This window comes from Stenotrophomonas pictorum JCM 9942 (genome assembly GCF_001431585.1).
Classification (GTDB): Bacteria; Pseudomonadota; Gammaproteobacteria; order Xanthomonadales; family Xanthomonadaceae; genus Stenotrophomonas; species Stenotrophomonas pictorum.
Window position 1 is genome coordinate 1 of the sequence record NZ_LLXS01000009.1, and the last position, 18,801, is coordinate 18,801.

Genomic DNA, 18,801 nt, shown 5'->3' on the forward strand with positions numbered 1-18,801 from the left:
CCCCCATTCGCCCCCCAGTCCCAGCCCCTGGCCGAAACGGCACAGCGCCAGCAGCAACGGCGCAATCAGGCCGATGCGCTCATAGGTGGGCAGCAGGCCGATGGCCACGGTCGACAGCCCCATCGTCAGCAGCGCCGCCACCAAGGTGGCTTTGCGGCCGATGCGGTCGCCATAGTGGCCGAACACCGCCGAGCCGACCGGGCGCGCGATGAAGGCCACCGCAAAGGTCGCCAGTGATTGCAGCAGCGCCGCCTGGGGGCTGCTTTCCGGGAAGAACAGTTGCGGAAACACCAGCACCGCGGCGGTGGCGTAGATGTAGAAATCGAAAAATTCGATGGTGGTGCCGACCAGGCTGGCCGCCAGCACCCGGCGCGGAGAATTGGCGGCAGGTGCGGCCAGCAAAGAAGACGTCATCGGAGGATCACCGGAAATTTCCGCAGGATTCTGCCACGGCCGCCGCGGCCGGCAAGCAACGGTTGCAAGCGCCACCGATGTCCGGTGCTATTCGCGCTTGAGCAATGCCTTCAGGTTGGCGAACGGGTTGGCGGTGGCCGCCGCGGTGCGTTCTTCGGTCTGGTTGGCCGCCACGCCGGTGTAATCGGCATAGCGCGAATGCTCATTGTCATGGCAGTACACGCACAGCAGCTCCCAGTTGCTGCCGTCGGGCGGATTGAAATCGTGATCGTGGTTGCGGTGATGCACCGTCAGTTCGGTCAGGTTGGCGCGGGTGAATTCGCGGGCGCAGCGGCCGCAGACCCAGGGGTACATCTTCAATGCACGTTCGCGGTAGCCCTTCTCGCGCTGTTCGGCATCGCGCCGGGCCTGCGCCACGATGCGATCCAGCGCGGCATGATCAGGACCTGAAGACTTGGAGGACATGGGAATTGCCGGAAGTAGGACAGATGGACGCGACTGTAGCGCCGGCGCGCAGCCGCCACCAGCGCAAATGCGCCGCGTAGCGGTCAGCTGCGCAGATTGATCCAGGTCGCCTTCATTTCGGTGTACTTGTCGAAGGCATGTAGCGATTTGTCACGACCGTTGCCGGACTGCTTGTAGCCGCCGAACGGCGCGGTCATGTCGCCGCCATCCCAGCAGTTGACCCACACGCTGCCCGCCCGCAGGCCGCGGGCGACGCGGTGGGCACGCGAGATGTCCCGCGTCCACACGCCGGCCGCCAGGCCATAGTCGCTGTCGTTGGCCAATTGCAGCGCCTGCGGCTCGCCATCGAAAGCGATGACCGACAACACCGGGCCGAAGATTTCCTCGCGGGCGATCCGGCTGGAGGGCGCCACCTCGTCGAACACGGTTGGTTCGATGTAACAACCGCCGGCCACCACCTGGGCACGTTTGCCGCCCAGCAGCAGACGCCCGCCCTCGGCGATGCCCTCTTCCACATGGCCCAGCACCCGCGCGGTCTGCGCCTCGTCCACCATCGCGCCCATCGCCGCATCCGGCTCGAACGGATGCCTGGGCTGCATTTTCCGGCCATGTTCGACCACCCGGGCAACGAACTCATCCTTGATCGGGCGCTCCACCAGCAGCCGTGAGGCGGCGGTACAAACCTCGCCCTGGTTGTAGAAGATGCCGCGGGCCGCCGCCTCGGCCGCCTTGTCCAGATCATGGGCATCGGCAAACACGATGTTCGGACTCTTGCCGCCGCACTCCATGTAGGCGCGTTTCATGTTCGACAGCCCCGCACACTGCAGCAGGCGCTTGCCCACCGCGGCGGAACCGGTGAACACCAGTCCGTCCACGTCCATATGCAGGGCCAGCGGTTCGCCGGCGCCCTTGCCACTGCCCGGCACCACATTGAACACGCCCTCGGGAAGGCCCGCTTCGGCCACCAGTTCGGCAAAGCGCAGCGCGCTCAGTGGCGATTTCTCCGAAGGCTTGAGCACCACCGAGTTGCCGGCCGCCAACGCCGGGGCGATCTTCCACGCCGCCATCAGCAGCGGGAAATTCCACGGCACGATCGCGCCGATCACCCCCAGTGGCTCGCGGGTGATCAGGCCCAGCTCGTCAGTGCCGGTCGGCGCAATCTCGCCATAGAGCTTGTCCACCGCCTCGGCGGTCCACTGCAGGCAGCGGATCACTCCGCCGATATCGACCCGGCGCGCCTCGGCCACCGGCTTGCCCATGTCCAGGGCTTCCAGCAACGCCAGCTCATCGGCGTGCTGCTCGACCAGCGCCGCCAGCCGCAGCAACCCCTGCTTGCGCTTGACCGGCTTGAGTCCGGACCAGTGCCCGGCAGTGAAACTGCGCCGCGCCGCGGCCACCGCACGGTCGATATCCACCTGCCCGCCATCGGCCACCTGCCCCAGCACCCGGCCGTCGATCGGGCTGATGCAGGTGAACGTGGCCCCGGAGGCCGCATCCACATAGCGGCCATCGATGAACGCGCGCGTGCGCAAGGCCAGGCCATCGGCCAGCATTTGCCACTGTTCACGCAGGTGCGGAATGGTCATGACGGTTTCCGGACGTACAGGACGCGGCACAGCGCCGCACGCCTGCATGTTACGCCGGCGCCCGTGCACACCCGGCATGAATCGCGCGTGGCCTGAACCGGACCGGATTGGCCGCCCGCGCGCCGCGATCACTACAATGCCGCCCCCAATGTTTTACCGGCAGTGCACATGGACATCATCGTCAACGAAGAACTCAAGGCCTATATCGACCCGCTCACGCAGGACGAGCACGACGCGCTGGAGCGCAGCCTGCTGGCCGAGGGCTGTCGCGACGCGCTGGTGCTGTGGGGCAACGTGCTGATCGACGGCCACAACCGCTACGGCATCTGCACCCGCCACAACATCCCGTTCAACACGGTGCAGAACACCCGATTCAAGTCGATGGACGACGTGCATCTGTGGATGATCGAGCAGCACCTGGGCCGGCGCAGCGTGTCGGACTACCAGCGCGGTGTGCTGGCGCTGCGCAAGCGCGACATCATCGAAGCCCGACGCCGCGCCGAACAGGAACAGCTGCGCCGCGAGAGTGAAGGCGAAGCCACGGCCAGCGCGACCAACGAGAGCGATACCGATACCCCTCCGTGGGAACCGGCGCCGAAGCTGTCCAAGGCCGATCTTGCTCGCGAAGCCAAGCTCAGCCCCAGCCAGGTGACGATGATCGAGAAGATCCACGATCACGCCACACCGGAAGTGATCGAAGCCATGCGCGTGGGTGCGATCTCGCTCAGTGCCGCTGCCACCGTGGCCAGCCTGCCGGCCGAGGAACAGCGCGCGGCGGCCAAGGGCGGCAAGGAAGAGCTGAAGCAGGCGGTCAAGCGCGTGCGCGAAGCCAAGCGCAAACCCAAGGCCGCGCGCGACGAGGACAACGCCCCGTCGCCGGGCGTCGCCGAGGCTGATGGCCAAGATGACACCTTCGACAGCGCGGAAGTGCAGGCGCTGCGTCAGCGGGTGGCCTCGCTGACCGCCGAGAACCAGGCGCTGCGCATGGAGCTGGACGCACTGCGCGCCCGCGTTGCAGCCCAGCGTAGCGATGCAGCGGCCGAAGACGCCGACGCTTGATCACCCCGCCCGCGCGCCCTACGCTGCGGCCACGCCCTGCAAGGAGCTCGCGATGGCATCGGCTTCCCCTGAACTTGAATCGTTCGTCCGCGACGCCCTGATCCGCGGGCATACCCGCCAGCAGGTCAGCCAGGCGCTGCTGGCGGCCGGCTGGAGCAGCGAACAGGCCCGTGGCGCACTGGACAGCTGGGCCGAGGTGGACATTCCCCTGCCGGTGCCGCGCCCCCGTGCCTCACTGTCGGCACGGGAGGCTTTCGTCTATCTGTTGCTGTTCAGCACGCTGTATTTCTTCGCATGGAACCTGGGCAGCCTGCTGTTCAAGCTGATCGAACACGCCCTGCCCGACCCGGCCGATGCCCAGTGGCAAGTGCTGCGACTGGGCCCGGCGATCCGCTGGTCGGTCTCAGCGCTGGTAATCAGCTTCCCGGTATTTGCCTTTCTGTCGCAGCGGATCAGCCGCGACGTGACCCGGCATCCGATCAAGCGGCTGTCACCGGTCCGCTGCTGGCTGACCTACCTGACCCTGTTTATCGCCGCCACCGTGCTGATCGGCGACCTCACCACGCTGGTCTACAACGTGCTGGGCGGCGAGCTGAGCCTGCGCTTCGGCCTGAAGGTGCTGGTGGTCGGCGTGCTGGCCGGTACCGTGTTCGGCTGGTACCTGTGGGACCTGCGCCGCGAGGAGGCCACACCATGAGCCATGGCAACTGGGGCAGCCGCCTGCTGTGGGCCGCCGGCATCGTCACCGCGCTGGCCGTGGCCGCCGGCGTGTGGATCATCGACTCCCCCGCGCAACAGCGCCTGCAACGCCTCGATGACAGTCGCGTACAGGATCTGCGCAATCTCGACAGCGCCATCCGCAGCTACCGGCAAAGCCACGACCAGCTGCCATCGGATCTGGCAGCGCTTGCCGCACAGCCGGGTATGGCGCTGAACCTGTCCGACCCGCAGGGCGGGCCGGACTACCGCTACCGCCGCCTGGATGAGAGCCACTTCGAACTGTGCGCCCGCTTCGCCACCGCCAGCAATGTCGGCCTGCGCCGTGGCACCGCCTTCAACGCATGGAACCACCCGTCCGGTGAGCACTGCTACCGGCGTTCGCTCCAAGATGAGGACTGAGCGGCGGTGAACACGCCGTGCGATCCGCGCCGTGCGCAGCTACGGCGCCTGAAGGCCTATGCGCTGGCGATGCTGCTGGCGATGCTGGCCGGCTTCATCGTCAGTCATCTCAATGACGAGCGTGGCATCTGGGCGTGGGTCGGGGCGTTCTGCGAAGCGGCCACGGTCGGCGCACTGGCCGACTGGTTCGCGGTGGTGGCGCTGTTCCGGCGGCCGTTGAACCTGCCGATCCCGCACACGGCGATCATCCCCCGCAACAAGGAGCGCATCGCCGACAGCCTGGCGGTATTCGTGCGCGACCATTTCCTCGAGCCGCAGGCCCTGCTGGCCAAGCTGAAAGTATTCGATCCTGCCACCCGTCTGGGCGAGTGGCTGTCGCAACCGGCGCAGGCCAGGATGCTGGCCGGGATGGCGCGCGGCTGGGCGGTACAGGCGCTGGATCTGCTGGACGAGGCCGCCGTGCGTCGCTCCATCCAGGGCTTTGTGGTCCAGCAGTTGCGGCAGTGGAACGCGGCGGCCACGGCCGGCGATCTGCTGGGCCTGCTCACCGCCGACAACCGCCACCAGCGCGTGCTCGACGAAGGCCTCACCCGCATCGGCACCTGGCTGGACACCGACAGCGTGCGCCAGCAGGCCTCGGCGCTGATCGTGCGTTACATCCGCAAGGAGTGGCCCAAGTTGGCCAGCACCGTGGACTGGGTCAAACCGGTCGACGAGATCGGCGACTCGCTGGCCGACCGCCTGGCCTGCGCGGCGCTGGAAGAACTGCAGGCGGTGCTGTCGCAGCCGGAGCATCCGCTGCGGCAGGACTATGCGCGCTGGCTGGGCGATTACATGCGCCGGCTGCGCGAAGATCCCGCGCTGGCCAACAGGGTCGACGCGCTCAAGCAGCAGATGCTCGACCACCCGGCGCTGCAGGACTATGTGCAGGGTCTGTGGCAGCGCGTGCACGGCTTCCTGCGCGAGGATCTGGCGCGCGAGGATTCGGCGCTGGCCGGCCATCTGGAGCGCAGCCTCGGCCAGCTCGGCGCCGCCATCAGTCGCGATCCGGCGCTGCGCGATGCGCTCAACCAGCACATGCTGGCCGGCGCCGGGAAACTCACCAACCGCCTGCGTGCCGGCGTCACCACCCATATCGCCCAGACAGTGAAAGGCTGGGATGAGGAAAAACTGGTCGAACAGCTGGAACTGAGCGTCGGACGCGACCTGCAGTACATCCGCTTCAACGGCACCCTGGTCGGCGGCCTGATCGGCCTGCTGCTGCATGCCTTGACCGGCTGGCTGCGTTTCTGAGACCGGCTGCTGCGGCATCTGCCGGCATGCAGTAAGCTCCGCCCACTCCGGGGGGATCGATGAAACGTAAACTGCTGGCATTGTCCATCTGCGCACTGGCTGGCGACGCCTGCGCACAACGTGTCTACAAGTGCCTCAAGGGCAGCGAAACCATCTACCAGTCACTGCCCTGCCCGATCGAGCAGGACACCGGCGTCAGCCGCAAGGTGGTGGGCGATCCGCGCCTGACGTACGAGGAACGCTACCGCAACGAGGAAATGCTGCGCCGCGCCCGGGCGCGCATGCAGGCCGACGCCGGCCGTGGCCAGCCGGCCAGTGTGCGCGGCACCGTCATCGATGCGGCGGCCGATCCGGAACGCTGCGAGAACGCCAAGTGGCGCCACGAGCTGGCCAAGACCTTTGGCCGCGCCGACGCCGACGCGCTTGGAAAATCCATCGAAGAAGCCTGCCGGCGCTGATCGCCGCGCCGGCGTCTGGGGTGGATGGCAGCGGTTGCCGGACGGGCGGCCGCTCAGGCGCCGTGACGTCGCAGCTCCCACGCCCGGTGGATGCGCGCGTTGCGTTCGAAGTCCAACCCGATGGTCTGGGATGAAATCTCCGTACACGCGGCAAATTCCCTGATCGCGTCCTCATCGAGCTTGAAGCGACGGAAGTTGTTGGAGAAATACAGCACGCCATCCGGGCTCAGACGCGCCACCGCCGCACGCAGCAGGCGCACATGCTCGCGCTGCACGTCGAAGTCCTCGGCGCGGGCGGAATTGGAGAAGGTCGGCGGATCGCAGAAGATCACATCGAAGCGGTGCCGCTCGGCTTCCAGCCAAGCCAAGGCGTCGGCCTGGATCAACTGGTGCTGGCTGCCGCCCTTGCCGTTCAAGGCCAGGTTGTCGGCACACCACTGCAGGTAGGTTCCGGACAGGTCAACACTGGTGGTCGTAGCCGCACCGGCCACCGCCGCCTGCACCGTGGCTGCGCCGGTGTAGCAGAACAGGTTGAGGAAGCGTTTGTTGGTGGCTTCCTGGGCCATGTGCCAGCGCAGCGGGCGATGGTCCAGGAACAGGCCGGTGTCCAGATAGTCGAACAGGTTCACCCGCAACAGCGCATCGTTCTCACGCACCAGCACGAACTCGCCGCGCTGCTCGAAACGGCCGTACTTGCTGCCGCCCTTGCCACGCTCGCGCGACTTCAGTGCGACCTGGTCGGCCGGCACCTGGAACACCTCGCGCGCGGCCGACAGCAGCTCGTTGCGACGGCGGCGCACGTCGACATCGGGAATCTCCGCCGGCGCGGCGTATTCCTGCACATGCAGAAACGTGCGGCGCTGGCCGCCATCTTCCTGATAGACGTCGATCGCCGCCGCGTACTCGGGCAGGTCCGCGTCATAGACGCGATAGCAGCTGATCTGCTCGCGGCTGAGCCAGTTCTTGAACTTTTTGACGTTCTTGCGCAGACGGTTGGCCACCATCTGCGCGCCCTCGCTCAGTTCGCGCGGCTGGCCGTCGCTCTCGCGCTTGGGCACCGCGATCGGATCGCAGACAATCAGCGCGCACTCGATCGCGCCGTTGAACAGCTGGTAGGTCTTGCGCGCGCGCAGGCCCGTGGCGAAAGCCAGATCGGTGCTGCCGCACAGCAGGCTCGCCCGCCACTGCGGCACCGCGCGCTTGAGCGCATCACCCAGCTGGCGGTACAGCGCGTTGTCCGCGGCCAGACGCTCGTCATACGGAGGATTGCAGACCACGCAGCCGGTCGCCTGCGGCGGCACCTGCAGATCGACCACATCACGCACACCGAACCAGATCGCCTCGGCGACCCCGGCCACTTCCGCGTTCTCCTTGGCTGCGCGGATCGCGTGCGGATCGTTGTCGCTGCCGTGGATGACCTGCTTCAGTGCCGCGCGCCCGATGCGCTCACGCTCACGCGCCTCGGCCATCAATTCCTTCCACTGCGCCTGATCGAACCCCCGCCAGCGGCTCGGCGGCAGGCTGCCGTGCCGTTGCAGGCCCGGCGCCACATCGGCGGCCATCAGTGCGCCTTCGATCAGCAAGGTGCCACTGCCGCACATCGGATCGAGCAGGCCGCCCCCTTCGGCGTGGATCTTCGGCCAGTTGGCGCGCAGCAGCACCGCCGCGGCCAGGTTCTCCTTCAGCGGCGCTTCGTTCTGCGCGTTGCGCCAGCCACGCCGGTGCATCGGACCGCCGCTCAGATCGATCGAGATCGTCGCCCGGCCCTTGCGCAGGGACAGGTTGATGCGCACGTCCGGGAATTCCGTATTCACCGAGGGGCGCTCCTGGCCCTGCCCGCGCAGACGGTCCACCACCGCATCCTTGATCCGCTGCGCGGCAAAGCGCGCATGGGTAATCGCGGTACCGGAGACGTGCGCGTCCACAGACAGAGTCAGATCCGAATGCAGGTGCTCCTCCCACGGCATCGCCACCACGCCCTGATAGAGCGAGCCCTCGTCCGGACATTCGAACTCGGCCAGCGGCCACAGCACACGGCTGGCCAGCCGTGACCAGAGGACCACGCGCTGCGCATCGCGCAATTGGCCTTCGGCATTGACGCCGGCGATGGTGGCGGTGGCGACGGGCAGGCCCAACGCCAGCAGTTCGTCGGCAAGGAGGTACTCCAGGCCCTTGGCGCAGGAAACAAAGAATTTCACGGGATCGGATCGACTGTCGGAAAAGGGAGGGACACCTGGCGGGCACGCCATCTGCGCACCCGGAAACCGGAATCCAAGGCCGCCATTGTAGGCAACTGTCGCCGCCGCCGCCCTCACGGGCCGTGGCGGCAGGCATCACAGCCCGCGCAGCAGGCTCTCGAAGGCCTGTGCCGAAGCCTGCACATGGCGGGCCAGACGGTGACCGTCATCGACCATCAGCAACCGCGCCGAACGCTGCTGCGCCCAGGCGATGACCTGTGCGGCCGGGATCAGCTCGTCATGCCAGGCGTGGACCACGCTGATCGGCACCTTGGCCGCGTCCAGGGCGGGCATCGGCCCCATCGTGGTGGGGGGAACCATCAGGAACAGCGCGCGCGTGGGTACCTGCAGCGAGGCGATCGCCGAGATATAGGCGCCCAGGCTGGAGCCGGCCAGCACCACCGGCCCGCGCGTGGCCGCGTCACCGGCCAGCTGGACCAGCCGTTGCAGGCGCGCGGGCACATCGCCGACACGGCTGATGTCCTGGCGGCCATCCAGATCGGTGTAGTCCGGGCGCTCGTGACTGAAGCCCAGACGTTCGGCCACCTCGGCCAGCGCGGTGACCTTGGTCGCGTCCGGGCCGCTCTCGAAACCGTGGGAAAGAATGCAGTGGCCGCGGCTCATGGCGCCCTGCCGGATACGGGGTAAGTCATGGTGCAAATGCTAGCATCCACCGATGTCCGCGCTCCCTGCTCCCGCCATTGTTTCCGCGCCACTGGCGTATGAGTCCGTCCTCGCGCGACGGGCGCTGTCCGACGTCGACCTGGTGGTGATCCACTGCACCGAGTTGCCCGATCTGGTGATGGCCCGCGAATACGGCGAGCGGGTACTGTATGAGAACGGCAGCGGCAACAGCGGCCACTTCTATATCGATCGCGACGGCAGCATCGTGCAATACGTGGCGCTGGAACGGGTGGCGCACCACGTGCGTGGCATGAACCCGCGCTCGGTCGGCATCGAGCTGGTCAATACCGGGCGGTACCCGCACTGGTTCGACTCGCGCCACCAGGCCATGGAGGAGCCGTATACCCCGGCACAGATCCAGGCCCTGATCGCACTGCTGCACTGGCTGTCCACGGCGCTGCCTTCGCTGCGCTGGATCGCCGGGCATGAGGAGCTGGATACCGCACAGGTGGAGGCCAGCGACGATGCCACGCTGACCGTGGCCCGCAAGCGCGATCCTGGCCCGCGGTTTCCCTGGCCGCAGGTGCTGCAGGCCGTCGCGCTGAAGCCTCTGCCCGCTCAGTCGCGCGCCTGATAGACCTTTTCGCCCGCGGTGACAGCCAGATCCAGCCGGTTTGCGGGCGGTGCCACCGGGCACACCACATGCGGGGTAAACGCGCAGGGCGGATTCTCGGCGCGATTGAAATCCAGCACCACGGTGCCATCGTGCGGGCTCGCCGCGGACAGATAGCGCGCGCCGCCATAGGTTTCACGGCCGCTGGTGCGGTCGGAGAACAGGAAGAACAGGCGCTTGTCGTCGGCTTCCTGCAATTGCAGCACCGGGCGCAGGCGATAGCTGCGGCCGTCGATTTCAAAACGGGCCTCGCCCGGCACCTGGGCCGGCAACGGCGTGCCGATGGAGGTCAGCAGCACCACATCCTCCGGCGTCTTGTACGGGTGCCAGCGCGCGCGCACGCGCCACTGCGGCGCCACGGGGAAGTGCTCTATTCCCCCGAAGTTGCGTCGATACGGCGAGCCGGGGTCGCGATAGCGCCAGCCCCAGACATTGCCGGTGCGCACCAGATAGAACTCCGTCTCTCCCAGGCGGATACGGCTGGCCGCAGCCCCGCCCACCACCGCCGGGATCAGTTTCGCGTGCTGCAGGGGCTTTCCGTCCAGCGTCGCCGTGCTGCCAGCGCCGGCCTGGATATGGGCCGTGTCATCACTGCCCAGCGTCAACGTTCCCAGTACGGAAAGCCCGGCCGGCAGCCGCACATCGCTGCCGGGCGCACTGCCGATGCGATAACGCCCCGGTCGCAGCCGCCCGGAACCGGCATAGCTGAGCCAGCCGTCGGGCGCGCGCAACGCTTCCAGCCGCTGCGTCCGCCATTGTTGGATTTCGCGCGCGTAGCGCTGGGAGTCGCCATCGGCCGCAGCCGAGCCACCGCGCATGCAGCCGCTGCATGCCAGTGCCAACACCATCAGCGCTGTGCTCATCCGCAAACGCATCCCGCTCCCCTGCCCCTTGCCCCTTGCCATGCCGGCCCACCTCCCCGCGGACCGGCCCTCCTGCGCGCTGGCTCAGCCGGTCGCCACCGGTCGCGACGCGTCGCTGGACCAGCCACTCCACGAATCGCTGAACACCCGCATGCCGCTCAGACCGGCGATCTCGAACGCCAGCACGAGATGACAGGCAGTGACCCCGGAACCACACATCGCCACCCGCTCGGCCGGCGTATGACCGGCCAGCAGCGGCTCGAGCTCGGCGCGCAATTCTGCCGCCGGCCGGAACCGGCCATCAACCACGTTCATGCCGAACGGACGGTTGACCGCCCCGGGCACGTGCCCGGCGGCGCGATCCAGCGGCTCCACCTCGCCGCGATAGCGCTCGCCCGCACGCGCGTCGATCAGCCAGCCCGGCGTCTGCGCCAGCCGCGCGGCCACCTCCTCGGCGCTGACGATCTGCGTGCTGTCGAACTGCCCCGGATACGGCCCCAGCGGTGCAACCTCGGGCACCTCACGTTCCAGTCCAAGACCGGCAGCCTGCCAGGCCGCGACACCGCCATCGAGCACCGCCACATGGCGGTGGCCGATCAGGCGCAACAGCCACCACAACCGGGCAGCGGCCATGCTGCCGTCAGCCGCGTCGTAGACCACCACCTGCGTCTGCGGGCCGATACCCCAGCGGCCCAGGGTCGCGGCAAACGCCGCGCTGTCCGGCAAGGGATGGCGGCCATGGCCTTTTTTTTCCAGATCGGAAAGATCGCGGTTGAGATCGGCGTACACCGCTCCGGGAAGATGCCCGGCCGTATAGCTGGCAGCGCCTGCGTGCGCATCGGCCAGCGAAAAGCGTGCATCCACCAGACGCAGCGCGGTGCTTGCGGTGGCCCGCGCGTCAACCAGCTGCAGTCCGTCAGCGCGCAGCCGCGCCGCCAGCGAATCGACATCCACCAGCGTGGTCCAGGGGGGATCGCTCAACTTCATGGCACTTGCTCCAGTCGACGACGCAGGTTGTAGAGGATGGCGGCCGTCGCCCCCCAGATACGCTGCCCCGGCCAAGTGTATTCCAGCACGTGGCGCATGCGGCCGCGGTACTCCATCGGGACCTGGCGCAGGTTGGCCGGGTCCATCAGGAAGTCAAACGGCACTTCGAACACCTCGGCCACCTCGGAAGGATCGGCCTCCGCCACGAACGCCGGATCGATCACGGCCACCACCGGACTCACCCGGAACCCGGTAATGGTGAGGAACGGGTCCAGATAGCCCAGCACCTGCACCTGTCGGCGCGCCAGAGCGATCTCCTCCTCGCATTCGCGGATCGCGGCCATGACCGGATTGCGATCGGTCGGCTCGATCCGGCCGCCGGGAAGTCCCACCTGGCCGCCGTGGTGGCGCAGGTGTTCGGTCCGCCGCGTCAACAGCAGCTGCACCCCCTGCGGCCGCGGTATCAGCCCGACCAGCACGGCCGCTTCCACCGGCGGTGTAGGCGGCAGGATGTCGGCCAGTTCACTGTGGTTCCAGCCTTGCCCGGCGGGTGCCGAGCTCAGCGGTTCGAGTGCGCGCAACAACCGCGCCGGATCGGAAAGCCGCGCCGCGAGCGATCCAGGCGCAATCATCCGCCCCGGCAATACGGCTTCCATCAGATGCTCGCGCATGGCGTCATCCATCTGCAGCCAGGCCCCGATCTCATCGCCACGGCGGGCGCATCCGCGGCAGTGACCGTGGGGATCGAGAACGCAGATTCCAATGCAGGGACTGGGTACGACACGACGTACAGCATCCATCACAAACGCACCATCCAAGCCTATCGCGGTTGGGGACCGGCCGATGCTACCGATTCCGCAAAAAAAATTGCGCCGGTGTTTTCGCACCGGCGCAATTGACGTTGCTCCACTGGCGGTGCGCTTACTTCACGCTGACCAGTTTGATTTCAAACTGCACGGCCACGTTCGGCGGGAACGGGGTACGCGGATCGGCACCGTAGGCCTTTTCCGGCGGCAGGGTCACTTCCCACTTGGCGCCGGCCGGCATCTGCAGCAGGGTTTCGCGCATGGCGGCCATTTCAACTTCGCTGACCTTGATCGACGGGATCGACTGCGCCGGGCGGGCTTCGGTCGGACGCTGGCCGTACGGGAACGGACCGGCCACTTCCAGCGCCACGGTGCTGGCCTGGGTCGGCTTGGCGCCGTTGCCGGCTTCGATCACACGGTACTGCACGCCACTGGCCAGGCTCTGCACGCCGGCCTTGGCCTTGTTGGCGGCCATGAACTGGTCGCTGCGGGTCTTGTTTTCCGCGGCGGCCTTTTCGTACTCGGCCTTGGCGGCCTGGGCACGGGCCTGCTCGCGCTTCTGGAAGGCTTCAACGGCCGGCTTGAGCTGGTCGGCGGTGATGGCCGGCTGCTTCTTGGCGTAGGCATCCTGCAGGCCCTTCACCACCGAAGCGATGTCCAACTGCTCACCGCGGCCGGTCAGCTCAGCCAGGTTGTTGCCGTAGTCGTAGCCGAAGTAATAGCTCAGCTTGCCCTTCTCGGACGAAACGTCCTGGGCGATTGCAGTGCCGGTCAGGGCCAGGGCGGCCACGGCCACCGCGATAGAACGCAACTTCATCAAACAGTTCTCCAGGAAGGATGTCTCAGGGCAACCATGCCGCCTGAGGCGACGGGTTAGGATAGCGGTCACAAACACGGACCGCCACCGATCACAGTTGCTCAGACAGTCGGCGGTAAAAAGAGTTCCGCAATCACATTTTTTTAACTTTTCTCAGGAGTTAGCCGATGTCCGAGGCGCCGGTTTCGATCCACACCCAGGGCCCGATCCGCACGATCACCGTGCAGCGCCCGGAAAAGCTCAACGCATTGAACCGGCAGACCCTGGAAGCACTGGACGCCGCCTTCGCCGAGGCCGCGACAGTGGACGAGGTACGCGTGGTCATCCTCACCGGTGCCGGCCCCAAGGCATTCGTCGCCGGCGCCGACATCGCGGAGATGAATGGACTCACTCCGGTGCAGGGCCGCGACTTCTCGCTGGTCGGGCAGCAGCTGATGCGCCGCATCGAGCGTCTGAACAAGCCGGTCATCGCGATGGTGAACGGCTTCGCACTGGGCGGCGGCATGGAGCTGGCGATGGCCTGCCATCTGCGGATTGCCGCCGACAGCGCCAAACTCGGCCAGCCGGAAATCAACCTCGGTCTGGTCCCGGGCTTTGGCGGCACCCAGCGTCTGTTGCGTCTGGCCGGCCGTGCCGCGGCACTGGAACTGTGCCTGCTGGGCGCGCCGATCGATGCCGCGCGCGCGCAGCAGCTGGGTCTGCTCACCCGCGTGGTACCGGCCGCGGAACTGGAAGCGGAAACCCTGAAGCTCGCCACCCAGCTGGCCCATGCCGCACCGCTGGCCCTGCGCGGCATTCTCGATACGATCAATGTCGGTGGCGAATGCGCGATCAGCGAAGGGCTGGAGTACGAGAGCGCCCAGTTCGGTCTGGTGTTCTCCACCGAGGACATGCGCGAAGGCACCTGCGCCTTCCTCGAACGCCGCAAGCCGGAATTCCAGAATCGCTGAGCCGCCCTCGATGTCCGCATCCCCCGTTTCACCGCAACACTTGCTGGATCTGGTGCTGGCCGATGATCTGGACGCCGCCGTACGTGCCGGCTTGATGGACTACGTTCCGGAACCCGGCAAGGCCGCGCTCACGCCCGCACAGTCGCAGGTACTTATCGAGGCGCAACAGCGCCTGCAACGCGCCTGGGCCGCCCGTGAACGCTATCGCGCCCGGACGGCACGTCTGGCCCGACGCGCCGCCGAACGCGAGGCCCGGCGTGCGCCGCCACCGGCCGCCGACAGCAAACCGGCGCTGCCCTCGGCCGCCGCCGCCATCCTCGCCCGCGCCAAGGCCCGTGCCGGCGGGAGCCCGTCGGCATGAGCACGGCGATCATCAAGAAAGCGCCGGCGAAGAAAATCGCGGTAAACAAGGCTGGGGCCAAAAAATCCACGGCCACGGCGAAGACGCCTGTTGCACCCCGCGCCAGCAAGCGCATGAGCCGCGAGCAGGTGCGCGAGATGTTCACGCGTCTGCGCGAACTCAATCCGCATCCCAGGACCGAGCTGGAGTACAGCTCGCCGTTCGAGCTGCTGGTCGCGGTCACGCTGTCCGCGCAGGCCACCGACGTGGGCGTGAACAAAGCCACGCGCAAACTGTTCCCGGTCGCCAATACCGCCCAGGCCATCCTCGCGCTGGGCGAGGAAGGGCTCAAGCGTTACATCGCCACCATCGGCCTGTTCAACGCCAAGGCCAAGAACGTGATCGCCGCTTGCGCCCTGCTGGTGGAGAAATATGACGGCGAGGTGCCAGCCGATCGCGCCGCACTGGAAGCCCTGCCCGGCGTCGGCCGCAAGACCGCCAACGTGATGCTCAACACCGCCTTCGGCCAGCCGACGATGGCGGTGGACACGCACATCTTCCGTGTGTCCAACCGTACCGGGCTGGCGCCCGGCAAGGACGTGCGCGCCGTGGAGGATGGGCTGATGAAGGTCATTCCTGATGAGTTTTTGATTGATGCGCACCATTGGCTGATCCTGCATGGCCGCTACGTCTGCAAGGCACGCCAGCCCGATTGCCCGCAGTGCGTGATCCGCGACCTGTGCCAGTTCAAAGACAAAACCGCCGCCTGACGCGGCGACCCCTCCGGCCGCAGGCGCGGCCCCCTCGTCATGGCGCCCGTCGGTCATCGCGGGCCGGCTGATCCTGCATGGCCGCTACGTCTGCAAGGCACGCAAGCCGGACTGCGCCCAGTGCGTGATCCGCGATCTGTGCCAGTTCAAAGACAAGACCGCCGCCTGACGCGGCGAGACCGCCGGCCGCAGGCGCGGCCCCCTCGTCATGGCGCCCGTCGGTCACTGCGGGCCGGTTGATCCTGCATGGCCGCTACGTGTGCAAGGCACGAGAACCGGGCTACGTCCCGTGAGTGACCCATGAGCTGTGCCCGCTCAAGGACAGCGGCGTGCCGCCGACGCGCACGATCCCCGGATCTATCGTGCAAGGGGAGTTGCCTTGAGACGGGCTGACAGGCGCAGCGCAAGGCGCAATCCTTCCAGCCAGATGAAGGTCAGTGCGAGCATGATTGCCGCACCGGCCACAATCACCGGGGTCGGCATCGAAAGACCCATGATGTGGCGCAGATACGGCACGCTGATCGCCAATGTCAGCAGCAGCACGACGCCGAGGAACATCGGCCTGAGCCAGCGGTTGCGCATGTGGCCGCGCGCAACCAGGGAATGATCCGGATGACGGTTGGCAAGGACCAGAGCGAACAGGCCAAAGATGAGCGCAATGAAGACTGCCGTGCGGCCGTGCGTCACATCGATACCCGCGCTGAGTATGCTTCCATAGCCGGCCAGCAGGACCATGGCAGCGCCGATACCCTGCACAATGGCAACGGCAATATTTCCCGCGGCAAACGGTGATTCGGCCAAGGCACGCGGCGGACGCTGCATGACGCCATCGGCTTCCGGCTCGGCTTCGAACACTATCGAACACGAGGGATCGATCAGCAGTTCCAGCAGGACGATGTGCACCGGCATCAGCATCACCGGCCAGTGCAGCAACGAGGGTACCAGCGTCAGCGCAATGATCGGCATATGCACCGCAAACACGAAGCGGGTCGCCTTGGTGATGTTGTCGTAGATGCGTCGTCCCTGGCGGATCGCCTCGACGATGCTGGCGAAACTGTCATCCAGCAGGACCAGCGATGCCGATTCGCGCGCGACATCGGTACCGCGTTTGCCCATGGCGATGCCGACATCGGCCGCTTTCAGCGCCGGCGCATCGTTGACGCCGTCGCCGGTCATGGCAACCACCTCCCCATCCTCGCGCAGCAGACGGACCAGCCGCAGCTTCTGCACCGGCTTCAGCCGCGCGCACACATCGACGTGGCGCAAGCGCGCCAGCAACGCCGGATCATCCAGCGTATCGATCTGGGCACCGGTGATGACGTCCGCACGCTCACTAAGACCCACTTCACGAGCGATCGCCATGGCGGTGGCCGGATGGTCGCCGGTCAGCATGATGATGCGGATGCCGGCCGCACGGCACTCGGCGATCGCCGCCGGCACCTCAGGCCGCGGTGGATCGACAAAGCCGAGCAGGCCGAGGAACTGGAAATCGAAATCATGCTGGCTGTGCGGCGGCGTCTCGCCCTGCCAGCGTCCACGTGCAACGCCCAGCACGCGCAGGCCGCGCGCGGCCATCGCTTCGGCCTGGGCCAGTATCCTCTTCGCGCCGGCGGCATCCAGATGGCACAGATCCACGACCGCCTCGGGCGCGCCCTTGGTCGCCAGCATGTGTTGCGTGCTCCCCCCGACCGGGAAGACGCGCGTCATCGCGAGAATCTCGGACGACAACCCATACTCGAAATCGGGTGACCACTCCGCATGCACATGCGCGCTGCCATTGAGCCAATGCATGCCGAACTGCTGGATCGCCTTTTCCATCGGATCGAAGGGATCGACCGGGGTCGCCAGCATCGCGAACTCCACCAGTTCGTGGAACGGCTCGGCGAGCGCCTCGGCGCCGGCGCTGACAAACGTCGCATCTTCCCGCCGCAGTTCGGCAACCTGCATGCGGTTTTCGGTCAGCGTGCCGGTCTTGTCCACCGCCAGCACCGAGATGGCACCGAGCGCCTCGACGGCCGGGACCCGCCGGGTCAGCACCTTGCGTTGCGAGATCCGCCACGCGCCCAGCGCAAGGAACACGGTCAGGATGACCGGAATCTCCTCGGGCAGGATGGCCATTATCAGGGCGGTGCTGGCGAGCAGGCTTTCCACCAGTCCGTGCGCATCCCACAGCCAGTTCACGAGGAAGTACACCGCTGCCAGGCTCAGTCCACCCACAGCCAGATTGCGCACCAGCCGGCGCGAAGCCAGTTGCAGGCCGGAGCGTGGTTCCTCGGTCGCCGCCAGCGCTTCACCAATACGCCCGACCGCCGTCGCCGCCGCCGTCGCGGTGACCTCGGCCAGGCCCACGCCACGCGTTACCAGGGTGCTGGCTAACAACTGGTTGCTGGCGGTCCCAGGCAGCTTGGCCACGGGCACCGCCTCACCGGATATCAGCGACTCGTTGGCATCCAGCTGGCCATCGATCAGCAACGCATCTGCAGAAATGCGGTCGCCTTCATGCAGGATGAGCAGATCACCGACGACGACCTCCCGGCCGGGAATACGCAATTCCTGGCCATCACGCAGGACCAGGGCGCGTGGTGCCGACAGATCGCGCAAGGATTCAAGCGCACGCTGGGTCTTGCGCTCCTGGATCACGGTGATGCCAATCACGACAAATACAGAGCTCAACAGGAAGATCGCTTCGGCCGTATCCCCCAGTAGAAGATAGAGGACGCCGGCGACGAGCAGCATCAGGAACATCGGTTCGAGCAGGATCCCCAAGACAATGCCGATGAACGTCTTGGGACGGGTGCCGGGCAGCATATTGGGCCCGTCCATGGCGAGCCGGCGCGCGGCCTCTTCGCCACTGAGGCCTTGCAGATCCCGGTTCGAGGGTGGGCGCGTTGCGTTCATCCGCTGAATTTCCCCGGCATGCTTGATTGCGTCGTCCCCATCACTCTACGGCCACCCTTGAAGGTCATGTCGCAGGTGAACAGGCACACAGGCAAATCCATTGTGCCGTAAAGGCCCATGCCATGGCGGGAGGGTATCCACTCCTTGCAGGTGCCCCCCTGCCCGCCGCCCGATCCAACGGTGTGAGCCGACCGCTCGCGAGCAACGAGCGGGTATCTGCCTGAATCCCCCTCATCCGCGCAGCACAAGCCGGGCGCCCTACCGTCTTCCCGCGCGAACCCACCACCGGCCTTTCCCGAGGACGGGCCGGATCAAGAATCTGAGGATTCCGGAGGTCTGCGGTGGGTCGGACGCGGCCTCCCCCTCTGCGCCGCTCTCCTACCGACCATCCCGGCCCCCTCATCACCAGCCGGACAGCAGCTCCTCCAGACGAAGCCACCGG

At 67.0% G+C, this 18,801-nt stretch carries 20 protein-coding genes and 1 pseudogene; 11 read left to right on the forward strand and 10 right to left on the reverse strand.

Features of this window, described 5'->3' with window-relative positions:
• The 3 genes from ARC78_RS03795 to ARC78_RS03805 form a co-directional block, all read right to left on the reverse strand.
• Window positions 1-414, reverse strand: a 414-nt coding sequence (locus ARC78_RS03795) for an MFS transporter (RefSeq protein WP_145974273.1), incomplete at its 3' end; no start/stop codon positions are given.
• Window positions 415-501: 87 nt separating this feature from the next.
• Window positions 502-879, reverse strand: a complete 378-nt coding sequence (locus ARC78_RS03800; RefSeq protein ID WP_054657111.1) for a YajD family HNH nuclease — start codon at window positions 877-879, stop codon at window positions 502-504.
• Between the two features lie 83 nt (window positions 880-962).
• Entirely contained in the window at window positions 963-2,465 is a 1,503-nt protein-coding gene (locus tag ARC78_RS03805; RefSeq protein ID WP_054657109.1) for an aldehyde dehydrogenase, read from the reverse strand.
• A gap of 168 nt (window positions 2,466-2,633) precedes the next feature.
• On the opposite strand from ARC78_RS03805, the gene ARC78_RS03810 reads away from it, so the two are divergent.
• The 5 genes from ARC78_RS03810 to ARC78_RS03830 all read left to right on the forward strand — a co-directional run bounded on the left by ARC78_RS03810 (window position 2,634) and on the right by ARC78_RS03830 (window position 6,394).
• The gene (locus ARC78_RS03810) at window positions 2,634-3,524 is read left to right on the forward strand and encodes a plasmid replication/partition related protein (RefSeq protein WP_057505775.1); all 891 of its coding nucleotides are present in this window, start codon (window positions 2,634-2,636) and stop codon (window positions 3,522-3,524) included.
• Between the two features lie 52 nt (window positions 3,525-3,576).
• Complete coding sequence (locus ARC78_RS03815; RefSeq protein WP_054660298.1) at window positions 3,577-4,221, forward strand: DUF5671 domain-containing protein; 645 nt, start codon at window positions 3,577-3,579, stop codon at window positions 4,219-4,221.
• Window positions 4,218-4,643 carry a hypothetical protein gene (locus ARC78_RS03820; protein WP_054660296.1) on the forward strand — a complete coding sequence of 142 codons (426 nt, stop codon included), beginning with the start codon at window positions 4,218-4,220 and terminating at the stop codon, window positions 4,641-4,643. The genes ARC78_RS03815 and ARC78_RS03820 overlap by 4 nt, the downstream gene beginning before the upstream one ends.
• 69 nt (window positions 4,644-4,712) lie before the next feature.
• On the forward strand, window positions 4,713-5,936 hold the full coding sequence (locus ARC78_RS03825; protein WP_096144896.1) for a DUF445 domain-containing protein: 1,224 nt from the start codon (window positions 4,713-4,715) through the stop codon (window positions 5,934-5,936).
• Between the two features lie 59 nt (window positions 5,937-5,995).
• A complete protein-coding gene (locus ARC78_RS03830) occupies window positions 5,996-6,394 on the forward strand; it encodes a hypothetical protein (RefSeq protein ID WP_057505777.1) in 399 nt (132 codons plus the stop codon).
• A 53-nt stretch (window positions 6,395-6,447) separates the two neighbouring features.
• Here the strand turns inward: ARC78_RS03830 and rlmKL are convergent, their stop codons facing one another.
• Together rlmKL and ARC78_RS03840 are read right to left on the reverse strand one after the other, a co-directional pair.
• Window positions 6,448-8,592 carry a bifunctional 23S rRNA (guanine(2069)-N(7))-methyltransferase RlmK/23S rRNA (guanine(2445)-N(2))-methyltransferase RlmL gene (gene rlmKL / locus ARC78_RS03835; RefSeq protein ID WP_054659773.1) on the reverse strand — a complete coding sequence of 715 codons (2,145 nt, stop codon included), beginning with the start codon at window positions 8,590-8,592 and terminating at the stop codon, window positions 6,448-6,450.
• Window positions 8,593-8,727: 135 nt separating this feature from the next.
• Window positions 8,728-9,255: an alpha/beta hydrolase gene (locus ARC78_RS03840; RefSeq protein ID WP_057505778.1), complete on the reverse strand. Its 528-nt coding sequence runs from the start codon at window positions 9,253-9,255 to the stop codon at window positions 8,728-8,730.
• A 52-nt stretch (window positions 9,256-9,307) separates the two neighbouring features.
• Between ARC78_RS03840 and ARC78_RS03845 the strand changes: the two genes are divergently transcribed.
• Window positions 9,308-9,889: an N-acetylmuramoyl-L-alanine amidase gene (locus ARC78_RS03845; RefSeq protein ID WP_054659772.1), complete on the forward strand. Its 582-nt coding sequence runs from the start codon at window positions 9,308-9,310 to the stop codon at window positions 9,887-9,889.
• On the opposite strand, the gene ARC78_RS03850 is transcribed toward ARC78_RS03845, so the two are convergent.
• From ARC78_RS03850 to ARC78_RS03860, 3 genes are all read right to left on the reverse strand, one after another.
• On the reverse strand, window positions 9,874-10,803 hold the full coding sequence (locus tag ARC78_RS03850) for a DUF1684 domain-containing protein (protein WP_057505779.1): 930 nt from the start codon (window positions 10,801-10,803) through the stop codon (window positions 9,874-9,876). The genes ARC78_RS03845 and ARC78_RS03850 overlap by 16 nt on opposite strands.
• Before the next feature lie 72 nt (window positions 10,804-10,875).
• A complete protein-coding gene (locus ARC78_RS03855; protein WP_057505780.1) occupies window positions 10,876-11,778 on the reverse strand; it encodes a sulfurtransferase in 903 nt (300 codons plus the stop codon).
• The gene (locus ARC78_RS03860; RefSeq protein WP_425480553.1) at window positions 11,775-12,542 is read right to left on the reverse strand and encodes a CoA pyrophosphatase; all 768 of its coding nucleotides are present in this window, start codon (window positions 12,540-12,542) and stop codon (window positions 11,775-11,777) included. The genes ARC78_RS03855 and ARC78_RS03860 overlap by 4 nt, the downstream gene beginning before the upstream one ends.
• Between ARC78_RS03860 and ARC78_RS16920 the strand changes: the two genes are divergently transcribed.
• Window positions 12,438-12,677 carry a hypothetical protein gene (locus tag ARC78_RS16920; RefSeq protein WP_241772657.1) on the forward strand — a complete coding sequence of 80 codons (240 nt, stop codon included), beginning with the start codon at window positions 12,438-12,440 and terminating at the stop codon, window positions 12,675-12,677. The two genes, ARC78_RS03860 and ARC78_RS16920, sit on opposite strands and share 105 nt — an antisense overlap.
• A gap of 22 nt (window positions 12,678-12,699) precedes the next feature.
• Here ARC78_RS16920 and ARC78_RS03865 read toward each other — a convergent pair whose 3' ends face one another.
• Window positions 12,700-13,401: an FKBP-type peptidyl-prolyl cis-trans isomerase N-terminal domain-containing protein gene (locus tag ARC78_RS03865; protein ID WP_054660063.1), complete on the reverse strand. Its 702-nt coding sequence runs from the start codon at window positions 13,399-13,401 to the stop codon at window positions 12,700-12,702.
• Window positions 13,402-13,568: 167 nt separating this feature from the next.
• On the opposite strand from ARC78_RS03865, the gene ARC78_RS03870 reads away from it, so the two are divergent.
• The 4 genes and pseudogenes from ARC78_RS03870 to ARC78_RS16250 form a co-directional block, all read left to right on the forward strand.
• Window positions 13,569-14,351 carry an enoyl-CoA hydratase/isomerase family protein gene (locus tag ARC78_RS03870; RefSeq protein WP_057505781.1) on the forward strand — a complete coding sequence of 261 codons (783 nt, stop codon included), beginning with the start codon at window positions 13,569-13,571 and terminating at the stop codon, window positions 14,349-14,351.
• A gap of 10 nt (window positions 14,352-14,361) precedes the next feature.
• The gene (locus tag ARC78_RS03875) at window positions 14,362-14,712 is read left to right on the forward strand and encodes a hypothetical protein (protein WP_057505782.1); all 351 of its coding nucleotides are present in this window, start codon (window positions 14,362-14,364) and stop codon (window positions 14,710-14,712) included.
• A 113-nt stretch (window positions 14,713-14,825) separates the two neighbouring features.
• Entirely contained in the window at window positions 14,826-15,461 is a 636-nt protein-coding gene (gene nth / locus ARC78_RS03880; protein ID WP_096144897.1) for an endonuclease III, read from the forward strand.
• Window positions 15,462-15,528: 67 nt separating this feature from the next.
• Window positions 15,529-15,630, forward strand: a pseudogene (locus ARC78_RS16250) (endonuclease III); the annotation flags it as partial.
• A 188-nt stretch (window positions 15,631-15,818) separates the two neighbouring features.
• Here the strand turns inward: ARC78_RS16250 and ARC78_RS03885 are convergent.
• Entirely contained in the window at window positions 15,819-18,359 is a 2,541-nt protein-coding gene (locus ARC78_RS03885; RefSeq protein WP_054657486.1) for a cation-translocating P-type ATPase, read from the reverse strand.
• Window positions 18,360-18,801: the final 442 nt, after the last annotated feature.